Origin of the sequence: Exiguobacterium sp. s26 (genome assembly GCF_018618235.1) — a bacterium.
Classification (GTDB): Bacteria; Bacillota; Bacilli; order Exiguobacteriales; family Exiguobacteriaceae; genus Exiguobacterium; species Exiguobacterium chiriqhucha.
In genome coordinates, this window is the sequence record NZ_JACSLS010000005.1 from 1 (window position 1) to 16,285 (window position 16,285).

Consider the following 16,285-nt stretch of genomic DNA (forward strand, 5'->3'; position numbering starts at 1 on the left):
CCGCCAGCGTTCGTCCTGAGCCAGGATCAAACTCTCCAAAGAATTTGATATAGCTCTTTAAAAATGACGAAGCTTGCGCTTCATTCAAAAATTGTAAAACTTTTTTTGCCTCATCGTTCAGTTTTCAAAGTTCGTCAGTTTAAATGGTGGGCCTAAGTGGACTCGAACCACCGACCTCACGCTTATCAGGCGTGCGCTCTAACCGGCTGAGCTATAGGCCCATAATAAAAATGGTGCACCCTGAGAGATTCGAACTCCCGGCCTTTAGATTCGTAGTCTAACGCTCTATCCAGCTGAGCTAAGGGTGCATATTGGTGCGGTCGAGAGGACTTGAACCTCCACGGTGTTAACCACCACTAGGCCCTCAACCTAGCGCGTCTACCGATTCCGCCACGACCGCAGCGTATTAAGGTGTTACGAGGGATAAAAAATGGTGAGTCATGCAGGGCTCGAACCTGCGACCCTCTGATTAAAAGTCAGATGCTCTACCAACTGAGCTAATGACTCAAATTATAAGCTGGGCCGGAAGGGATCGAACCTTCGCATGTCGGAATCAAAATCCGATGCCTTACCACTTGGCTACGGCCCAACGTAAATGGCGGTCTTGACGGGATTTGAACCCGCGATCTCCTGCGTGACAGGCAGGCATGTTAACCCCTACACCACAAGACCGTTATACGTGCTTAAATTTGAAATGGTGGAGGATGACGGGATCGAACCGCCGACCCCCTGCTTGTAAGGCAGGTGCTCTCCCAGCTGAGCTAATCCTCCGTGTGATGGTGACCCGTACGGGATTCGAACCCGTGTTACCGCCGTGAAAGGGCGGTGTCTTAACCGCTTGACCAACGGGCCAGATGTATGTGTTTTCTAAAATTAAGTGGCGGAGACGGAGGGATTCGAACCCTCGCACCGGTTTCCCAGCCTACTCCCTTAGCAGGGGAGCCCCTTATAGCCTCTTGGGTACGTCTCCAAAATAAAATGGCTCCGCAAGTAGGATTTGAACCTACGACCTACCGGTTAACAGCCGGTTGCTCTACCACTGAGCTATTGCGGAACGTTGCTTGAATTTATCGAAGTAACGATTTAAATTGTAACCGCAAACCAGAAACCTGTCAATCACTTTTTTAGAAAAGCTTTAATATTCCATGTCGTCTCTCGGCGACTTCTATAAGATAGCACGGGCAGAAAAGACCGTCAACACTTTTTTATAAAAAAACCCGAGCAAAATAAAAAACATTTTGCCCGGTACTAGTTCCTTCTTATTTAAGGCTTCGGCTCCAACATCGTGAGACTAATCCGTCCACGATTGGCGTCCACTTGTTCGATCCATACGGTGACGATATCACCGACTGCGACGACATCAAGCGGATGCTTGACGTAGCGATTCGACAATTTCGAAATATGGACGAGTCCATCTTGCTTCACCCCGATATCAACGAACGCCCCAAAGTCGATGACGTTTCGCACCGTCCCTTGGAACTCCATCCCCACTTGAAGGTCCTCCAAGTTCATAACGTCGGTCCGAAGCAATGGTTTCTGAATATCTTCGCGCGGGTCACGTCCAGGCTTCGCGAGCGACTTCAAGATATCTTCGACTGTCGGTAATCCGGCATCTAGCTTCTCACTTAGCACTTTGGCATCGACCGTCTTTAATCGTTCCCGCAGTTCGGCCGTGCCTACCGCTTGCTTCGAAACACCGAGTTCCTTCAATAGAGAGAGTGTCAATTTATAGCTCTCTGGATGAATCTCCGTCTGGTCGAGCACATCACTCCCATTCGTGATCCGTAAAAAGCCGGCTGCTTGTTCATACGCCTTCGCTCCAAGACGTGGTACTTTCTTGATTTCTTTCCGTGTATCAAACCGGCCGAACTCGTCACGATACGCGACAATATTTTTAGCCGTCGTCTTATTCAATCCGGATACATACGTGAGCAGTGACTCCGAAGCCCGGTTCACATCGACGCCGACCATGTTGACGACACTCTCGACAACGAACTCGAGCGACCCTTTCAACTTGTTCTGACTGACGTCATGCTGATATTGCCCGACCCCGACAGACTGCGGATCGACTTTGACGAGTTCCGCCATCGCGTCTTGAATGCGTCGAGCAATCGAGACGGCCGAACGTTCTTCCACTTTCAATTCCGGGAACTCTGATCGGGCAATTTCTGAAGCCGAATAGACACTCGCCCCCGCCTCGTTGACGATGGCATAGGCTATCTCGCGTTCCGCCTTCTTTAGCCAGTTCGATACGAACTGTTCCGTCTCACGGGATGCGGTCCCATTCCCGATGACGATAACCGAGATTGGATAACGTTTCACGAGTGACGCCAACACTTTCTCTGAGCCCGCGACATCGTGTTTCGGTGCCGTCGGATAGAAGACACCGACCTCTTCGACTTTTCCGATTTCATTGACGACGGCCCATTTACAACCTGTGCGATAGGCTGGGTCAATTCCTAGGACGACGACCTCACGAAGCGGTGGTTGCATGTAGAGCTGTTTCAAGTTTTTTGAGAACACGTCGATTGCCTGTTCTTCAGCCGTCTCAGTCAACTCGCTCCGGACCTCGCGTTCGATGGCCGGGAACACCGACTTCTTGAAGGCGTCCTTCACGGCGAGCGTAACGAGTTCACGTTTCTCCGTCGGCAAGCGGTCAAACTTGCCGAGCGCTTGTCGCATGAAACCCGTCTCGTCGAAGACGATCTTCACTTGCAACACATCCGTGCGCTCTCCACGGTTCAAGGCGAGGATTCGGTGTGGGACGATTCCTGCGATTTTCTCTTCATATTCATAATACTGGGCGAACACTTCTTTCTCATCTTCCGCCTGCTTTTTCTTCTGTGAACGAAGGAGCGCCTCTTTCCGGACTCGTGTACGGAGTGATTGTCGAAGCGTCGCCACTTCGCCCCACTCCTCCCCGATAATCGATTGGACGAACGGAAGTGCTTCTTCAAGCGAGAGGTCCCCTGCTAACGACTGCGCTTCGGTCACCGAATATGGTGTTGGTTGACGATACCAGTCAGCGAGCGGTTGGAGCCCTTTCTCCCGACCTTGTTCGGCTTTCGTCCGTCGTTTCGGACGATACGGAAGGTAGATGTCATCGACTTGTTGCAGGCTCGTCGCCGTTTCAAGCGCACGGGTCAACTCTGGTGTCGCCTTCTCGAGTTCTTCGAGTTTGGCGAGGACGTCCGTCTTACGTTTGTGCAAACTCTCTTCATATTGTAAGGCATCGAGAATGGCTTTGATTTCCACTTCATCGAGATTACCGGTCATTTCTTTACGGTACCGGGCCATGAACGGAATCGTCGCTCCGTCCGCGGCAAGTTGTTGCACCGTCTCGACTTGACTCGTCTTCAACTTCAAATCTTTTGCGACTTTCGTAATCAATCGAATCACTTCCTTTTCTCTTCTCTCTTGAAGTGTAGCAAACTCACACGTAGACGACAAAAAAACGATGACCGTTTAGTCATCGTTTGAGAATACTTCGTTGAGCGGGACTTTGATGGCCTCGCGTAGTTTCTCGAGCGCACGACGCTGCAAGCGCGATACGTGCATCTGTGAAATCCCGAGGAGCTCACCCGTCTCTTTTTGGCTCATGTTTTTATAATAAGCACATTCAAGAATCGCCTGTTCCCGTTCATTCAACACGCTGAACGCTTTTTCAAGGATGAGGCGCTGGTCGACCGATTCGTAACCACGTTCTTGACTCCCGACGAGGTCGAGGAGCGTGACGGTCGAACCTTCGTTGTCCGCTTCGATTGAGCTGTCGACGGAAAGGGCTTGGTAGCTCTTACCCATCTCGAGCGTTTCGAGAATCTCTTCATCGGAAACACCAAGGTGATCGGCAATCTCATCGATGCGTGGTGAACGTTGCAATTCGGTCGTTAACTCTTCGACCGTCTTCTTGATTTTCGGTCCGAGCTCTTTAATCCGGCGTGGAACGTGGACGCTCCACGTCTTGTCACGGATGAAACGCTTGATTTCACCAATAATCGTCGGAACGGCAAACGACTCGAAACTGCGTCCAAACTCAGGGTCGAAACGACGAAGGGCAGCGAGAAGTCCGATCATGCCGACTTGAACGAGGTCGTCATGAATGGCCCGGCCTCGCGAAAACTTTCGTGCAAGCGCCTCAACGAGGTCCGAGTATCGGTTGATGAGGAGCATTTGGACTTCTTCATTTTGATCGTCCTGTTGATAACGCTCGATCCACTCTAATACTTCATCATCACTGTGATGGCGTTGTTGAGATTTTGCTGGCACTCTGATCCACCTCGTCCCTGTTAAGGAGTTTCGTCATCGTCACCTTGACACCATTGTCCTTGTTGATCGAGACGTCATCCATTAAGGCTTCAATGAGGAAAAGACCGAGTCCTCCTTCGTGAAGCGATTCGATTTCAGCCGTCTCTTCGACTGGCGCCGCTTGGCGTTTCACGTCGTCGGCAAATGTTTTGCCCGAGTCCTCGATCGTCATTTCGAGACGATCTTCATAGACGCCGCACGTGAGCTTCACTTCACCCTCTTGATCTTCATAGGCATGTTGAACAGCATTGCCACAGGCTTCCGAGACCGCGATTTTAATATCCTCGATCTCGTCGTACGTATATCCCATACGGTTAGCGATTCCTGAGACGACTAAACGGACCACACCGACATACTCCGGTTTGGCCGGGAACGTCATCACCGTCTGTTCGATGTTACTCATTGCGTGCCACCTCTTACGTTTGTATTGATTGAAAGCAACTTGTGCAGTCCTGTCAATTCAAAGAGACGGTTGACGCGGTCGGTGACGCCGACGAGCGACAACTCTTTCTCATTACGTTTGGCTATTTTAAGGGCACCGACAAATACGCCGAGTCCAGTTGAATCCATATAGTCCACTTCATCCAAATGAACGGTAACATCTTGTTCCGTAATAGCCGGGTGCAAGACTTCCTTCAATTTTGGTGCGGTATATGTATCCACTTCTCCGGATACGTAAAGGTGTAATTGGTCTCCAATGACTTGCTCGCGAATCGCTAAATCCATCGTATATTCCCTCCTAATGTGCGTACAGAAAAATTGAGTACGATTAAACTAAATTCCCGTTTTACAGAATTCTAAACTATTTTTTGAAGATTTTTTTGAAAAAAAACCGATACCCATGTATCGGTTTCTTTATATGTAAGCTAGAGAGGGATTAATCCCAGACTAATCTCTAGCGCTCGGTCAACTTTGTGCATCGTCTCATCATCGAGATGAGTGACTTTATCTGTCAGACGACGCTTATCAATCGTTCGAATCTGTTCAAGCAAAATCACGGAATCTCGTTCGAGACCATGTTTGACTTGATATACCTCTACATGAGTCGGCAGTTTTGCTTTCTGGATCTGAGCCGTAATCGCAGCGACAATGACGGTCGGGCTAAAGCGATTGCCGATATCGTTTTGAATGACGAGAACCGGACGAACTCCACCTTGCTCTGAACCGACTACGGGCGACAGATTCGCATAAAACACGTCACCACGCTTTACGATCACTCCGCTCACACCCCGCTTACTTGACGTAAGAGAGCATGTTCGGCTTCCGTCTCAATCATCAGCATCTCTTCTGCCATATTCAAATTAAACGCGGCCATCTCTTGATAGCCCCTCGCCAATTCTTCGCGCAGTGTTTGTTGTCGATCAGCAATTTCTTTAGACAAGTACGTCACTACATCGTTCAATGACAATGATTCACGATCTTTCATCGAAATCGGACCCACATGTTGCGAGAACCGATCTGGAACGGACGCTAAAGCACCCGCAGTTCGCTGTTTCAACATCTTACACCTCCAGAATCGTTTCAATGACTGGCGGAAATCTTCCCGCGTTCTTTACCAATATAACACGCGAGTTTGGGAAAATATAGAGGATTCCCGAAAGAATTCAGATAATTTCACACGTTTTCCGCTTTACACATAACGTCGTGGGAGGCGGCTCGTCAATTGACAGACGACCTCGTAGTTGATTGTCTCGAGATGCGTGGCCAGTTCATCAATCGCGACCGGTCCACCGATGAGCGTGACGACCGTCCCGACCGGAACTGACTCGGGAAGCCTCACCATGAAGCGGTCCATACAGACACGACCGACAATCGGACAACGGTGACCGTTTACGTCGACTTTGAATCCGCTCGCTTTACGAATCCAACCGTCGGCATATCCGACCGGCACCGTACCGATCCACTCATCCTCAGTCGTCGTATACGTCGCCCCGTAGCTGATCGTCTGTCCGGGCGCGAGTTGCTTCACTTGCATGAGCTTGCTCTTCAACGTGAAGGCAGGGCGTAAGAATGAATAGAAGGAAGCCATCTCGGCTGACGGATACAATCCATACAGCGCGATGCCGACCCGGACCAAGTTATACGGCACATCAAGTCCCGCCATACGGATGGCCCCGGCCGAGTTCGATGTGTGAATGTAACGGAATCGTGAATGGAGACCATCCATCAATTGAGCGAACCGCTCCTGTTGCTCATAATACAGCTGGCTGTCCGGCTCATCCGCCGTCGCGAAATGCGTATAGATACCTTCCACAACGAAGCGGTCATCGACCGCCTCGAGCAGCGCATCGAGTTCAGTGCGAGTCCGTAGACCGAGACGCCCCATCCCAGTATCAACTTTCACATGGACGGTGAGCGGTCGGTCAGATAAATAGCTGCTCGCCTCGCGCAACCAGTCGGCTGAAAAGACAGATAACGTCACATCATGCTCGGCCGCGACGCCTGCAAATTCTGGAAACTGGGCTTCCATAACGAGAATCGGTGCTTCAATCCCAGCCTCTCGGAGCTCGATGGCTTCTTCGAGCAAAGCCACGCCGAGCATCGTCGCTCCGTTGGCGAGCGCGATGTTCGCCACTTCGACAGCTCCATGTCCGTAAGCGTTCGCTTTGACGACGGCCATGAGCGCTTGCGGGATCCGTTTTTTGATTTCGATTACGTTATGTTTGATCGCCGCCCGATCAATTTCAATCCAACTTGGACGAAACATCATGATCCCCCTCTTCAATGATAACTTGTGCCACGGCGTACTGTTCGCTGTGGCTGATACTCATATGAATCCGGCCCGAGAACGGCGCCGTCATATGCGGTCGCCCGGCCTCGTCCGGTAAGATTTCGATTTGTTGCCACGACAGGCCCCGAGCAATCCCGGTCCCGACCGCTTTGGCATACGCTTCTTTCGCCGCGAACCGTCCAGCGACGAATTCGATGCGGCGTTGCTCTGGATAGGCGTCCGCGAGCGCCCGTTCGGCCTCGGTCAATAGACGCGCGACGAAACGGTCATTCTTGATCGAGCGGGCAATCCGCTCGAGCTCGACGATATCGATTCCGATTCCCACAATCACAGGACACTCGCTCCTTTCCTTTTTCACTCGTTTCCTTATACAATTAAAGAAAGAGGTGATGCTATGTTTAGTCGTACTGAGAATGTTCAAACGTTCGTCCGAGCGTATCCGCTCGTAACGCTGTTCATTGTAATCCAACTGCTCGTGTTTGTCATCGATTCTTTGGTACCTGACCTTCGAATCGTCGCACTTGGTGGGTCGTTCCATCTCGCGCTCGCCCAAGGGGAATGGTACCGTCTTTTGACGGCCAACTTCATCCATTTAGGGCTCGGTCATCTGCTGTTCAACTCGTTCGCTTTGATTATCTTCGGTCCTGCCATGGAACGCATGGTCGGTCATATCAAATTCGCCGTGTTTTATCTCGTCGCCGGTGTCGTTGCCAACTTGCTGACGTTCTTCACGGTAAGTGAACTGTTCTACCTGCAGGCCGGTGCGTCAGGTGCGATTTTAGCGATTCTCGGCTTCTATGTGTACATCGGTCGGTTCCGCCGGACGCTCATCTATAGCCAGGACGCGCGACTCGTCTATATTTTCGTCGCCATCAGTGCCGTGTTCACGCTCATCGGGGCGAACGTGTCGCTCTGGGGACATGTGTACGGCTTCCTTGCCGGGTTCTTGCTCGCGATTCCGCTTTCCCGGTTCGCGGTCCCGTACTCGCGCCCGCTCCGTTACGGGAAGTACAAACCTCGCAAGTATTCGCCGCCCATCATTCATACGGGTGAAGGCAAATGGATTTTCTACGTGATCGTCGGACTGGCCGTGTTCGGTCTGTTCGCCCGCTTTTTATGATAGTAATAAAGAGAGGATTCGCCAAAGCGGCGAATCCTCTCTTTTGGGTTAGGCGAGCAGCGTGAGCATGAGCGCTTTTTGCGCATGTAAGCGATTCTCAGCTTGATCGAATACGACCGATTGCGGACCGTCGATGACGTCGGCCGTCACTTCTTCGCCGCGATGGGCCGGGAGGCAGTGCAGGAAAATCGCCTCCGACTTCGCTCGTTGCATGAGCGAAGCATCGACTTGGAACGTTGCGAACTGCGTCAACCGTTCTGCTGCTTCCGCTTCTTGTCCCATGCTCGCGAATACATCTGTGTAAATGACGTCCGCACCCGAGGCAGCAGCAATCGGGTCTTGCCATAAGGCAACGCTGCCCCCTGTCGTCGCAGCCAGCTCGTTCGCCCGTTCGAAAATGTCAGTCTCGACCGTATACGTTTCCGGCGAGGCGATGCGGATATGCATCCCGCTGAGTGCGCCCCCGATCATGAGCGAGTGGGCCATATTGTTCCCGTCGCCGATGTACGTCAACGTCTTCCCTGTTCTCGTGCCGAACACTTCCTCGACCGTCAACAAGTCGGCAAGCACTTGGCACGGGTGATGGGAATCGGTCAATCCGTTGATGATTGGAATCGAGCCTGCCGAAGCGAGCGTCTCGACCGTCTCGTGGGCATACGTCCGAATCATGAGCGCGTCGACATAGCGGCTCATGACTTGAATCGTATCCGTCAGTGGTTCCCCGCGTCCAATCTGTAAATCACTGCTGCTCAAGAACAACGGATAACCGCCGAGTTCGACGACACCGACCTCGAACGACATCCGGGTGCGGGTCGAGGCCTTCTCGAACAAGAGCGCCACTTTCTTGCCGGCGAGCGCCGACTGGAACGCTTCCGGTTGTCGTTTCACCTCGGCCGCCAGTGCAAGCAAGTCGTCGAGGGCGGACGGCGTCAGCTCCTCGAGTGTCAGTAGATGATTGATCGTTTTCGTCGTCATAATGGTAGTCCCTCTCCTGTCTGCATCGTTTGAAGTGAACGTACCGGCATCGGTTCCGCTCGCATCGCTTGTTGATAGTACTCGGCAAGATATGTCTCTGAGATGACGTGGACGCCGTTTCGGACCGCCGCCTCACGTGCCGCTTGTTCCTCTGGTGCGTTCGAGAATAGGACCGACACGTTTTGGAACTTGGTCGTCTCATCAAGCGGTTGATCACTATATGCCGACCAGCCTTGGCCGGCTACAATCTCAGTCCGATTCATGACGCGCGTCGTCGTCGCGTCGTAACAGAACCGTTCGGACACGTAAGGGGTCATGCTGAATTGGAGTGTCTCCCCGGTCGAGCGCATGACCGGACCGGTGAGCGGGTCGACGCCCGGCAATTTCAAACTCGAGAATACCGGTGTTTTGATGGCATATCCGTTCCATACCGGACGTGCGTCGGGGACGACGGTTGCCAACTCATGGCCGAACGCCGCGAGCGTCGCCCATTCGATGAGCGGTTCGCCGGTCACTTTGCTGACGATCGGGACCGTCCGCGAAGCACGCGGGTTGATTTCGAGCACGTAGATGACGTCGCCTTTCAAGACGAATTGGATATTGAGCGCGCCCCGGTATGTGAGTGCTTGTCCGATCGTTTGAACGATGGCTTCAATCTCGTTTTGTTGCGCGCTCGACGTCTTGACCGGCGGCAGAATCATCGTCGAATCGCCAGAATGGACACCGGCTGCCTCAATCTGTTCGAGCAAGGCCGGGACGTAGACGGTTTTCCCATCGGTGACACAGTCGACTTCGAGCTCACGCCCATCGACATACGCATCGACGAGGAGCGGATAGGTCAAATGCGGTTCGATTTGATGCAATTCCGCCCCGTTCCGGATGATATGCATACCTTTCCCACCGATGACGTAGGAGGGACGGACGACACATGGATAGCTGAGACGATCGATTGCGGACGTCAACTCGTCTGCCGACCCGACCTCTTCACCTGGGATGTGAGCCACCCCGATCTCGTCGAGGAATTGATAGAACCGATCCCGGTCCTCCATTTGATCGATGACGGCTGCCGTCGCCCCGAGCAAATGATAGCCTTTGGCTTCCAGCGCATGGGCGAGTGAGATGCCGGTCTGGCCGCCGAACTGGATCAACACGTCCTGACACCCTTCGGCCTCCAATACGTGGACGACATCTTCAATCGTCAACGGTTCGACGTACAGTTTGTCGGCGACCGTGAAGTCGGTCGACACCGTCTCCGGGTTGTTGTTGATCATAATCGTCTCGATCCCGAGTTTTTGAAGCGCCCAGACGGCATGCACCGAACTGTAATCGAACTCGATGCCTTGCCCGATTCGAATCGGTCCGGACCCGATGACGGCGACTTTCGCCCGCTCGCTCGACACGACTTCAGACGTCCCGTGCCACGTCCCATAAAAGTACGGCGTGCGACTCTCGAACTCGGCGGCACACGTATCGATCATCTGATAAACCGGATGGATGTCGTGTTCAAGCCGCATCGATGCGACCGCGTCGGCCGTGACGTTCATCCGCTTCGCAATCTGCGCGTCGGTGAATCCGAACCGTTTCGCCTGCAACAGGTTCGCTGGCGTGGATAAGTCCTGATGGATTGTCGTCACGATTCGGTCGAACATCATCATGAAGTGCGGGGCGATGCCGGTCAGCGCTTCAAGTTGCGACGTCGTGGCAATCCCGCGGTCGAGTAAGGCGAGACACGCCAGGAGGCGACGATCGGTCGGTGCCGAAATTTCAGCGTATAGCGCGGCGGCATCAGCTGTCGCCATCCAACTCGGATAGAGCGGATACTGCTCGACGCCGGCACCGCGCCATGCTTTCTGAAGCGCCTCTTCGAGCGTTTTGCCCATCGCCATGCTCTCCCCGGTTGCTTTCATCTGCGGCCCGAGCGTCCGGTCCGTCCCATTGAACAAATCGAACGGGAACGTCGGCACTTTCGCCGTCACATAATCGAGGGCCGGTTCGAAGCTCGCCATCGTCCCGTTCGTGACGGGATTGATACAAGCGTCGAGTCGTTCCCCGAGCGCGAGACGGGTCGCAATCTTCGCAATCGGATATCCGGTCGCCTTCGAGGCGAGCGCCGAGCTGCGCGAGACGCGCGGGTTCACTTCGATTACGTAATAGGCGTCTTCTGTCGGATGGACGGCGAACTGGATGTTACACCCGCCGACGACACCGAGCGCCGAGACGATGCGGAACGCGGCGGTCCGCAACGTCTGATGCATCGTATCCGATAACGTCTGGGCCGGGGCGAACACGACCGAATCACCCGTATGCACACCGACCGGGTCGATGTTTTCCATGTTGCAGACGATGATGCACGTCCCGCTCGCGTCACGCATGACCTCATATTCGAACTCTTTATAACCGGCGATGCTCTGCTCGATTAAACATTGCGAGATCGGACTCGCCTCGAGACCACACTTCGCAAGCGTGTAGGCGGCATCAATCGTTTCTGCAATCCCGCCACCGGTACCGCCGAGCGTGAACGCGGGACGGACGATGAGCGGGACGCCTGTCTCGGCGATGAAGCCGTCAAGGGCATCGATCGATTCAATGGTCGTGCTGACCGGAAGCGGCTCCCGGAGTTCGTTCATCTTTTGCTTGAACCGTTCGCGGTCTTCCCCGTCGCGAATCGTCTCAAGCGACGTTCCGAGTAGCTCGATGCCGTATTGATCGAGCACCCCCGCCTCATCCAAGGCGAGCGCCAAGTTGAGGGCGGTCTGTCCGCCGACCGTGGCGAGCAAGTGGGTCGGCCGTTCCGTCTCGATAATCAACTCGGCCTTCTCTAACGTCATCGCCTCGATGTAGGTGTGATTGGCAATACCAGGATCGGTCATAATCGTGGCCGGGTTCGAGTTGAAGAGTACGACTTCACAGCCTGCTTCGCGGAGCGCTTGGCACGCCTGTGTGCCCGAATAGTCAAACTCGGCAGCCTGACCGATGATGATTGGACCTGAACCGATGACGAGTACTTTTTTATGCATAGACGTTCACCCCTTGCTGAATCATTTCGTCAAAGCGGTCAAAGATGGCTTGTGCTTCCTTCGGTCCCGGACTGGCCTCCGGATGGAACTGGGCCGAGAGAATCGGGGCCGTCTTGTGCAACATCCCTTCGACCGACATATCGTTCACGTTCTCAAATAGTAGTTCGAGCGGTGTCGTTTCCAAACTGTCCCGTGTGACGACGTATCCGTGATTTTGCGACGTCATCCACACTTCACCCGTCTGGACGTTTCGGACCGGATGGTTGGATCCGCGATGTCCGTATGTCTGTTTTTCAATCTCACACCCGAACGCGAGCGCGAGCAGTTGATGGCCCATACAAATGCCAAGGGTCGGATACGCCAGTGCCACTTCACGCACATTATCGAGGTAATTGACCAAATCACGCGGGTCTCCCGGACCGTTCGACACGAGAATCCCGGTCGGCGCAAGCGCATGGATTTGGGCGGCCGTCGTATCGAACGGAACGACTGTCACCGTGTACCCTCGCTCGACCATCGCTTGCACCATCGACGCCTTCACACCGAAATCGAGACAGACGATGTGTCCGTTCGTCCCGTCGCCGTGACGCACATGACTTGGCGTCGAAACGGTCTCGGTGATCTGATGAAGATCCCCATCGAACGATACATCTGATGCTGACGTCATCACACCCCACTGATCCCCGTGTTCACGGAGGGCATGGACGAGCGAGCGTGTGTCGACGTTAGACAGTACCGGCACCCCGAACTTCTCCAACCAATCTTTCAAATCGGTCGCCGCCCCGTTTCCGTCCAACGTCTGGACGAGCACACCTGCCACTTGGATGTCCGCGCTCTCGGATGCACCGTCGGTCAACCCGTATTGCCCGATGAGGGGATACGTGAACGCGACGATTTGACCGGCATAAGACGGATCGGTCAATACTTCTTGATAACCGGTCATCCCTGTGAAGAACACGACCTCCCCTTTCGCCGAGCGGGCACTCGTCTCCCACGTCCCGTTGAACTGTTGACCGCTTTGTAACGTCACTGTCCCCGTCATGACACCATCTCCTTTGTAATCACATGTTCCATGATTGCGAGCGCCTCATCCACTTCCGCTTCCGTGAGCAGTAACGACGGCAAGAAACGGATCACGTCCGGCCCTGCCGCGACGACCAAAAGGCCAGCGTCTCGCAACTGTTCGATCCACGCCGCGACCGGTTGCGTCGCCACGATCCCGAGCATCAACCCAAGTCCACGCACCTCGGTGAACGTTTCCCCGTCGACAAATTGTTCCAAGCCCGCTCGTAATCGCGCGCCCATCGCATTGACGTGGACAAGTGCGTCCGCCTCGAACAAGATGTCGAGCGTCGCTTCCGCCGCGGCCATCGCGAGCGGATTGCCGCCGAACGTCGAACCGTGACTGCCAGCCGTGAAGACGTGCTCCGCACCCGCTGCTGTCAAAATCGATCCGACCGGGAACCCACTGCCGAGCCCTTTCGCGAGCGTGACGACGTCCGGTTGAAGCGGTGTCTGTTCGAACGCGAAACGGGTACCTGTGCGGGCAATCCCGGTCTGCACCTCATCAACGACGATTTTGACAGCGTGCTCCGTCGCCTTTGCTTGAAGCGCTTCGAGCCATTCCGCGTTAGCGACGACGACCCCGCCCTCGCCTTGGACGATTTCGAGCCAAACCGCAGCCGTCTCGTCGTCAATCATGTTGAGCGCGTCCATGTCGTTGAACGGTGCATGCACAAAATCGGCCACCATCGGCCCGAACCCGGCTTTGACCTTGTCTTGCCCGGTCGCTCCGAGCATCGCGAACGAGCGACCATGGAACGATTTCGTGAACGTCACGATTTTCGTCTTGTTCGTCCATTTCCGAATCAACTTGAACGCCCCTTCGTTCGCCTCGGTCCCACTGTTACAGAAGAACGCATGCGTCAAATGCGTCCCAGACACGAGTTTCTCGGCGACGCGATCTTGTCCGCTGATGTTGTACAGGTTCGACGTGTGCCATACCTTTTTTAGCTGCGCCTCGAGCGCTTGGCTCACGTACGGATGCCGATGGCCCGTCCCGCAGACGGCGATGCCCATGACGAAGTCGAGATACCGGTTGCCGGCCGTATCGGTGACGTAAGAACCGCTCGCCTGTTCGATTTCAATAAATCGTTGTCCGTATGTCGGTAGTAGTGAATGCATGGTGCACCTCCTGTAGTGTTGTCCCGGGATGATCCGGTTGCTTGCCGTCACGGATGACGGCGACTTCAATCCCTCCTGCTAAAGCGCCTAGGAGCGCCTCGGTCTTCGGAATCATACCTCCATAGATTTGTCCCGAAGCGATGGCCGGTTCGACATCTTCACGCGTGAGCGTTTGACGGAACGTCCCATCGATGCGAATCCCTGGTACGTCAGTGATCATTTCAAAACGGTTGGCTTGAAGCGCGACCGCGACGGCGATCGCACAATCATCTCCGTTACAGTTCAACGTGCCTTCCGGTCCTTGTAACAGGGACGTCACGACCGGCACGTAGCGACTCGCGAGCAACAGCTCGTACAAGTCCGTCTCGACACGGTCGACTTCGCCGACCGCCCCGAGTTCCACCAATTGCGTTCCGGTCAACGTCTGTCCGTCCACACCTGAGAGGCCGACCGCCTTGATGTGATGATGACCGAGGGCAGCGACGATTTCGGTCTGCATCTCCCCCGCGAGCACACGTTCAGCCCCCGTCAACACGTCTGCGGTCGTGACACGACGTCCATCTTGAAACACCGGTTCGATGTGTTGCTGTTCGCAATAGGCGGACAAAGCAGGTCCACCCCCGTGGATGAGTACGAGCTCATGCCCTGCTTCAATCCACTCCCGCCACTCGTTGAAATAGTCCGGATGGAGCGTGTCCCAGACGCTCCCGCCGAGCTTGACGACTTTTCGCTGTCTCATGTCCGGTAACTCGCATTGATTTTGACGTAGTCGTAGGTCAAATCGCAGCCATACGCCTGACCTTGTCCCGTTCCGTCCTGCAATCGGATGTGAATCGGGACGACGTCTTGTCCCATCTCTTCTGTCGCGAGCGCCTCATCGAACCAGACCGGTGCACTTTCTATCAATACATGCTGTGATCCGATGCGGATATCGACGTGATTCACGTCAATCGGTTGCTCCGAGGCACCGATGGCGGCGATGATACGACCCCAGTTCGCATCTTGTCCGTAGACTGCCGTCTTCACGAGCGACGAGCCGACGACTTGTTTCGCAATCATCCGCGCCGCCTCATCTGTCTTCGCTCCGACAACCTCGACCTCAATCAGTTTCGTCGCCCCTTCCCCGTCCCGGGCGATCGCCTTGGCGAGATCCGTGCACACGTCGGTCAACGCTTGGCGGAAGCGATCATAGGCTGGCGTTCCTTCGATGATTTCGTCCATCTCGGTCATCCCACTTGCCAACGCGAGTACCATATCGTTCGTCGAACTGTCCCCGTCGACGGTGATGCTGTTAAACGAGGCGTCCACACTCTGTTTCAGGGCCCGGCGCAAGACGTCGGGCGCAATGACGGCATCAGTCGTGATGAAGCCGAGCATCGTCGCCATGTTCGGATGAATCATCCCCGAGCCTTTGGCCACGCCCGCAATCGTCACGGTAGTGTCGCCTTCGATGTACGCGACGCCCGTACATTTCGTTCCCGTATCGGTCGTCAAAATCGCTTCCGCGAACGACTCCGCCCCAGCTTCTTCCTGGCTCGGTTCAAGTAAATCGATGCCGTTCAAGAGCGTCCCCATCGGCAACAGTTGACCGATGACACCTGTCGAGGCGATTGCCACTTCTTCCGGTTTGACACCGAGATGTTCGGCCGCCTTATCGCGCATCGCATACGCGTCCTCGAGCCCTTGTGGACCGGTGCAGGCGTTGGCGTTCCCACTGTTGATTAAGACGGCGCGAATCTTTCCGCCCGACGCGTGTAGCGTCTCTTTCGTCACTTGAATCGGAGCCGCTTGGAACTGATTCGTCGTATAGACCGCGGCGGCACTCGCCAACTGTTCACAGACGAGCAACGCCAAATCTTTGCGCTTCCGTTTCAGTCCGGCGTGCACCCCGCACGCCTGAAATCCTTTTGGCGTGACGACGTGGACGACAGGGCTCATCGTTGTTTCAATCAT

General features: G+C 54.6%; 15 protein-coding genes and 10 tRNA genes. 1 reads left to right on the forward strand and 24 read right to left on the reverse strand.

The window, feature by feature from the left end; translation table 11 throughout:
• Window positions 1-144: 144 nt before the first annotated feature.
• From KNP82_RS09070 to acpS, 18 genes are all read right to left on the reverse strand, one after another.
• Window positions 145-221, reverse strand: a tRNA-Ile gene (locus KNP82_RS09070).
• 10 nt (window positions 222-231) lie between these two features.
• Window positions 232-308 (reverse strand) — tRNA-Arg (locus KNP82_RS09075).
• A 4-nt stretch (window positions 309-312) separates the two neighbouring features.
• Window positions 313-400 (reverse strand) — tRNA-Leu (locus KNP82_RS09080).
• A 31-nt stretch (window positions 401-431) separates the two neighbouring features.
• Window positions 432-507 (reverse strand) — tRNA-Lys (locus tag KNP82_RS09085).
• Between the two features lie 10 nt (window positions 508-517).
• Window positions 518-589 (reverse strand) — tRNA-Gln (locus KNP82_RS09090).
• Between the two features lie 7 nt (window positions 590-596).
• Window positions 597-672: transfer RNA gene (locus KNP82_RS09095), tRNA-Asp, on the reverse strand.
• Window positions 673-695: 23 nt separating this feature from the next.
• Window positions 696-771, reverse strand: a tRNA-Val gene (locus KNP82_RS09100).
• Window positions 772-777: 6 nt separating this feature from the next.
• Window positions 778-852, reverse strand: a tRNA-Glu gene (locus KNP82_RS09105).
• A 26-nt stretch (window positions 853-878) separates the two neighbouring features.
• Window positions 879-970, reverse strand: a tRNA-Ser gene (locus KNP82_RS09110).
• Window positions 971-979: 9 nt separating this feature from the next.
• Window positions 980-1,054, reverse strand: a tRNA-Asn gene (locus tag KNP82_RS09115).
• 209 nt (window positions 1,055-1,263) lie between these two features.
• A complete protein-coding gene (locus tag KNP82_RS09120) occupies window positions 1,264-3,390 on the reverse strand; it encodes a Tex family protein (RefSeq protein ID WP_131471721.1) in 2,127 nt (708 codons plus the stop codon).
• Between the two features lie 75 nt (window positions 3,391-3,465).
• A complete protein-coding gene (gene sigB, locus KNP82_RS09125) occupies window positions 3,466-4,266 on the reverse strand; it encodes an RNA polymerase sigma factor SigB (RefSeq protein WP_021068185.1) in 801 nt (266 codons plus the stop codon).
• The gene (gene rsbW, locus KNP82_RS09130; RefSeq protein ID WP_029596221.1) at window positions 4,232-4,708 is read right to left on the reverse strand and encodes an anti-sigma B factor RsbW; all 477 of its coding nucleotides are present in this window, start codon (window positions 4,706-4,708) and stop codon (window positions 4,232-4,234) included. The genes sigB and rsbW overlap by 35 nt, the downstream gene beginning before the upstream one ends.
• Complete coding sequence (locus KNP82_RS09135; protein WP_131471548.1) at window positions 4,705-5,031, reverse strand: STAS domain-containing protein; 327 nt, start codon at window positions 5,029-5,031, stop codon at window positions 4,705-4,707. The genes rsbW and KNP82_RS09135 overlap by 4 nt, the downstream gene beginning before the upstream one ends.
• Window positions 5,032-5,171: 140 nt before the next feature.
• Window positions 5,172-5,522, reverse strand: coding sequence for a type II toxin-antitoxin system PemK/MazF family toxin (locus tag KNP82_RS09140; protein WP_029596222.1), 351 nt, complete (start codon window positions 5,520-5,522; stop codon window positions 5,172-5,174).
• A 5-nt stretch (window positions 5,523-5,527) separates the two neighbouring features.
• Window positions 5,528-5,806, reverse strand: a complete 279-nt coding sequence (locus KNP82_RS09145) for a hypothetical protein (protein ID WP_021068181.1) — start codon at window positions 5,804-5,806, stop codon at window positions 5,528-5,530.
• A 129-nt stretch (window positions 5,807-5,935) separates the two neighbouring features.
• Window positions 5,936-7,012, reverse strand: coding sequence for an alanine racemase (gene alr, locus KNP82_RS09150; RefSeq protein WP_131471550.1), 1,077 nt, complete (start codon window positions 7,010-7,012; stop codon window positions 5,936-5,938).
• Window positions 6,990-7,367 (reverse strand): holo-ACP synthase, encoded by a 378-nt coding sequence (gene acpS, locus KNP82_RS09155; protein ID WP_131471552.1) that lies wholly within the window; start codon window positions 7,365-7,367, stop codon window positions 6,990-6,992. Before acpS ends, alr begins: the two co-directional genes overlap by 23 nt.
• Window positions 7,368-7,430: 63 nt before the next feature.
• On the opposite strand from acpS, the gene KNP82_RS09160 reads away from it, so the two are divergent.
• Entirely contained in the window at window positions 7,431-8,156 is a 726-nt protein-coding gene (locus KNP82_RS09160; protein ID WP_131471554.1) for a rhomboid family intramembrane serine protease, read from the forward strand.
• Window positions 8,157-8,204: 48 nt separating this feature from the next.
• On the opposite strand, the gene argF is transcribed toward KNP82_RS09160, so the two are convergent.
• From argF to argJ, 6 genes are read right to left on the reverse strand one after another with little or no spacing between them, the layout of a single operon-like run.
• Complete coding sequence (gene argF, locus KNP82_RS09165; protein ID WP_131471556.1) at window positions 8,205-9,131, reverse strand: ornithine carbamoyltransferase; 927 nt, start codon at window positions 9,129-9,131, stop codon at window positions 8,205-8,207.
• On the reverse strand, window positions 9,128-12,148 hold the full coding sequence (gene carB / locus KNP82_RS09170) for a carbamoyl-phosphate synthase (glutamine-hydrolyzing) large subunit (protein WP_131471558.1): 3,021 nt from the start codon (window positions 12,146-12,148) through the stop codon (window positions 9,128-9,130). Before carB ends, argF begins: the two co-directional genes overlap by 4 nt.
• Window positions 12,141-13,190 carry a carbamoyl phosphate synthase small subunit gene (locus tag KNP82_RS09175; RefSeq protein ID WP_131471560.1) on the reverse strand — a complete coding sequence of 350 codons (1,050 nt, stop codon included), beginning with the start codon at window positions 13,188-13,190 and terminating at the stop codon, window positions 12,141-12,143. Before KNP82_RS09175 ends, carB begins: the two co-directional genes overlap by 8 nt.
• Window positions 13,187-14,332: an aspartate aminotransferase family protein gene (locus tag KNP82_RS09180; RefSeq protein ID WP_131471562.1), complete on the reverse strand. Its 1,146-nt coding sequence runs from the start codon at window positions 14,330-14,332 to the stop codon at window positions 13,187-13,189. The genes KNP82_RS09175 and KNP82_RS09180 overlap by 4 nt, the downstream gene beginning before the upstream one ends.
• Window positions 14,292-15,071 carry an acetylglutamate kinase gene (gene argB / locus KNP82_RS09185; protein ID WP_131471564.1) on the reverse strand — a complete coding sequence of 260 codons (780 nt, stop codon included), beginning with the start codon at window positions 15,069-15,071 and terminating at the stop codon, window positions 14,292-14,294. Before argB ends, KNP82_RS09180 begins: the two co-directional genes overlap by 41 nt.
• On the reverse strand, window positions 15,068-16,285 hold the full coding sequence (gene argJ / locus KNP82_RS09190) for a bifunctional glutamate N-acetyltransferase/amino-acid acetyltransferase ArgJ (protein WP_131471566.1): 1,218 nt from the start codon (window positions 16,283-16,285) through the stop codon (window positions 15,068-15,070). The genes argB and argJ overlap by 4 nt, the downstream gene beginning before the upstream one ends.

Coding starts and splice junctions, on each gene's coding strand:
- rsbW (WP_029596221.1), bottom strand. CDS start 4,708: ATGAGTAACATCGAACAGACGGTGATGACGTTCCCGGCCAAACCGGAG.
- KNP82_RS09135 (WP_131471548.1), bottom strand. CDS start 5,031: ATGGATTTAGCGATTCGCGAGCAAGTCATTGGAGACCAATTACACCTT.
- KNP82_RS09145 (WP_021068181.1), bottom strand. CDS start 5,806: ATGTTGAAACAGCGAACTGCGGGTGCTTTAGCGTCCGTTCCAGATCGG.
- alr (WP_131471550.1), bottom strand. CDS start 7,012: ATGTTTCGTCCAAGTTGGATTGAAATTGATCGGGCGGCGATCAAACAT.
- KNP82_RS09160 (WP_131471554.1), top strand. CDS start 7,431: ATGTTTAGTCGTACTGAGAATGTTCAAACGTTCGTCCGAGCGTATCCG.
- argF (WP_131471556.1), bottom strand. CDS start 9,131: ATGACGACGAAAACGATCAATCATCTACTGACACTCGAGGAGCTGACG.
- carB (WP_131471558.1), bottom strand. CDS start 12,148: ATGCATAAAAAAGTACTCGTCATCGGTTCAGGTCCAATCATCATCGGT.
- KNP82_RS09175 (WP_131471560.1), bottom strand. CDS start 13,190: ATGACGGGGACAGTGACGTTACAAAGCGGTCAACAGTTCAACGGGACG.
- KNP82_RS09180 (WP_131471562.1), bottom strand. CDS start 14,332: ATGCATTCACTACTACCGACATACGGACAACGATTTATTGAAATCGAA.
- argB (WP_131471564.1), bottom strand. CDS start 15,071: ATGAGACAGCGAAAAGTCGTCAAGCTCGGCGGGAGCGTCTGGGACACG.
- argJ (WP_131471566.1), bottom strand. CDS start 16,285: ATGATTGAAACAACGATGAGCCCTGTCGTCCACGTCGTCACGCCAAAA.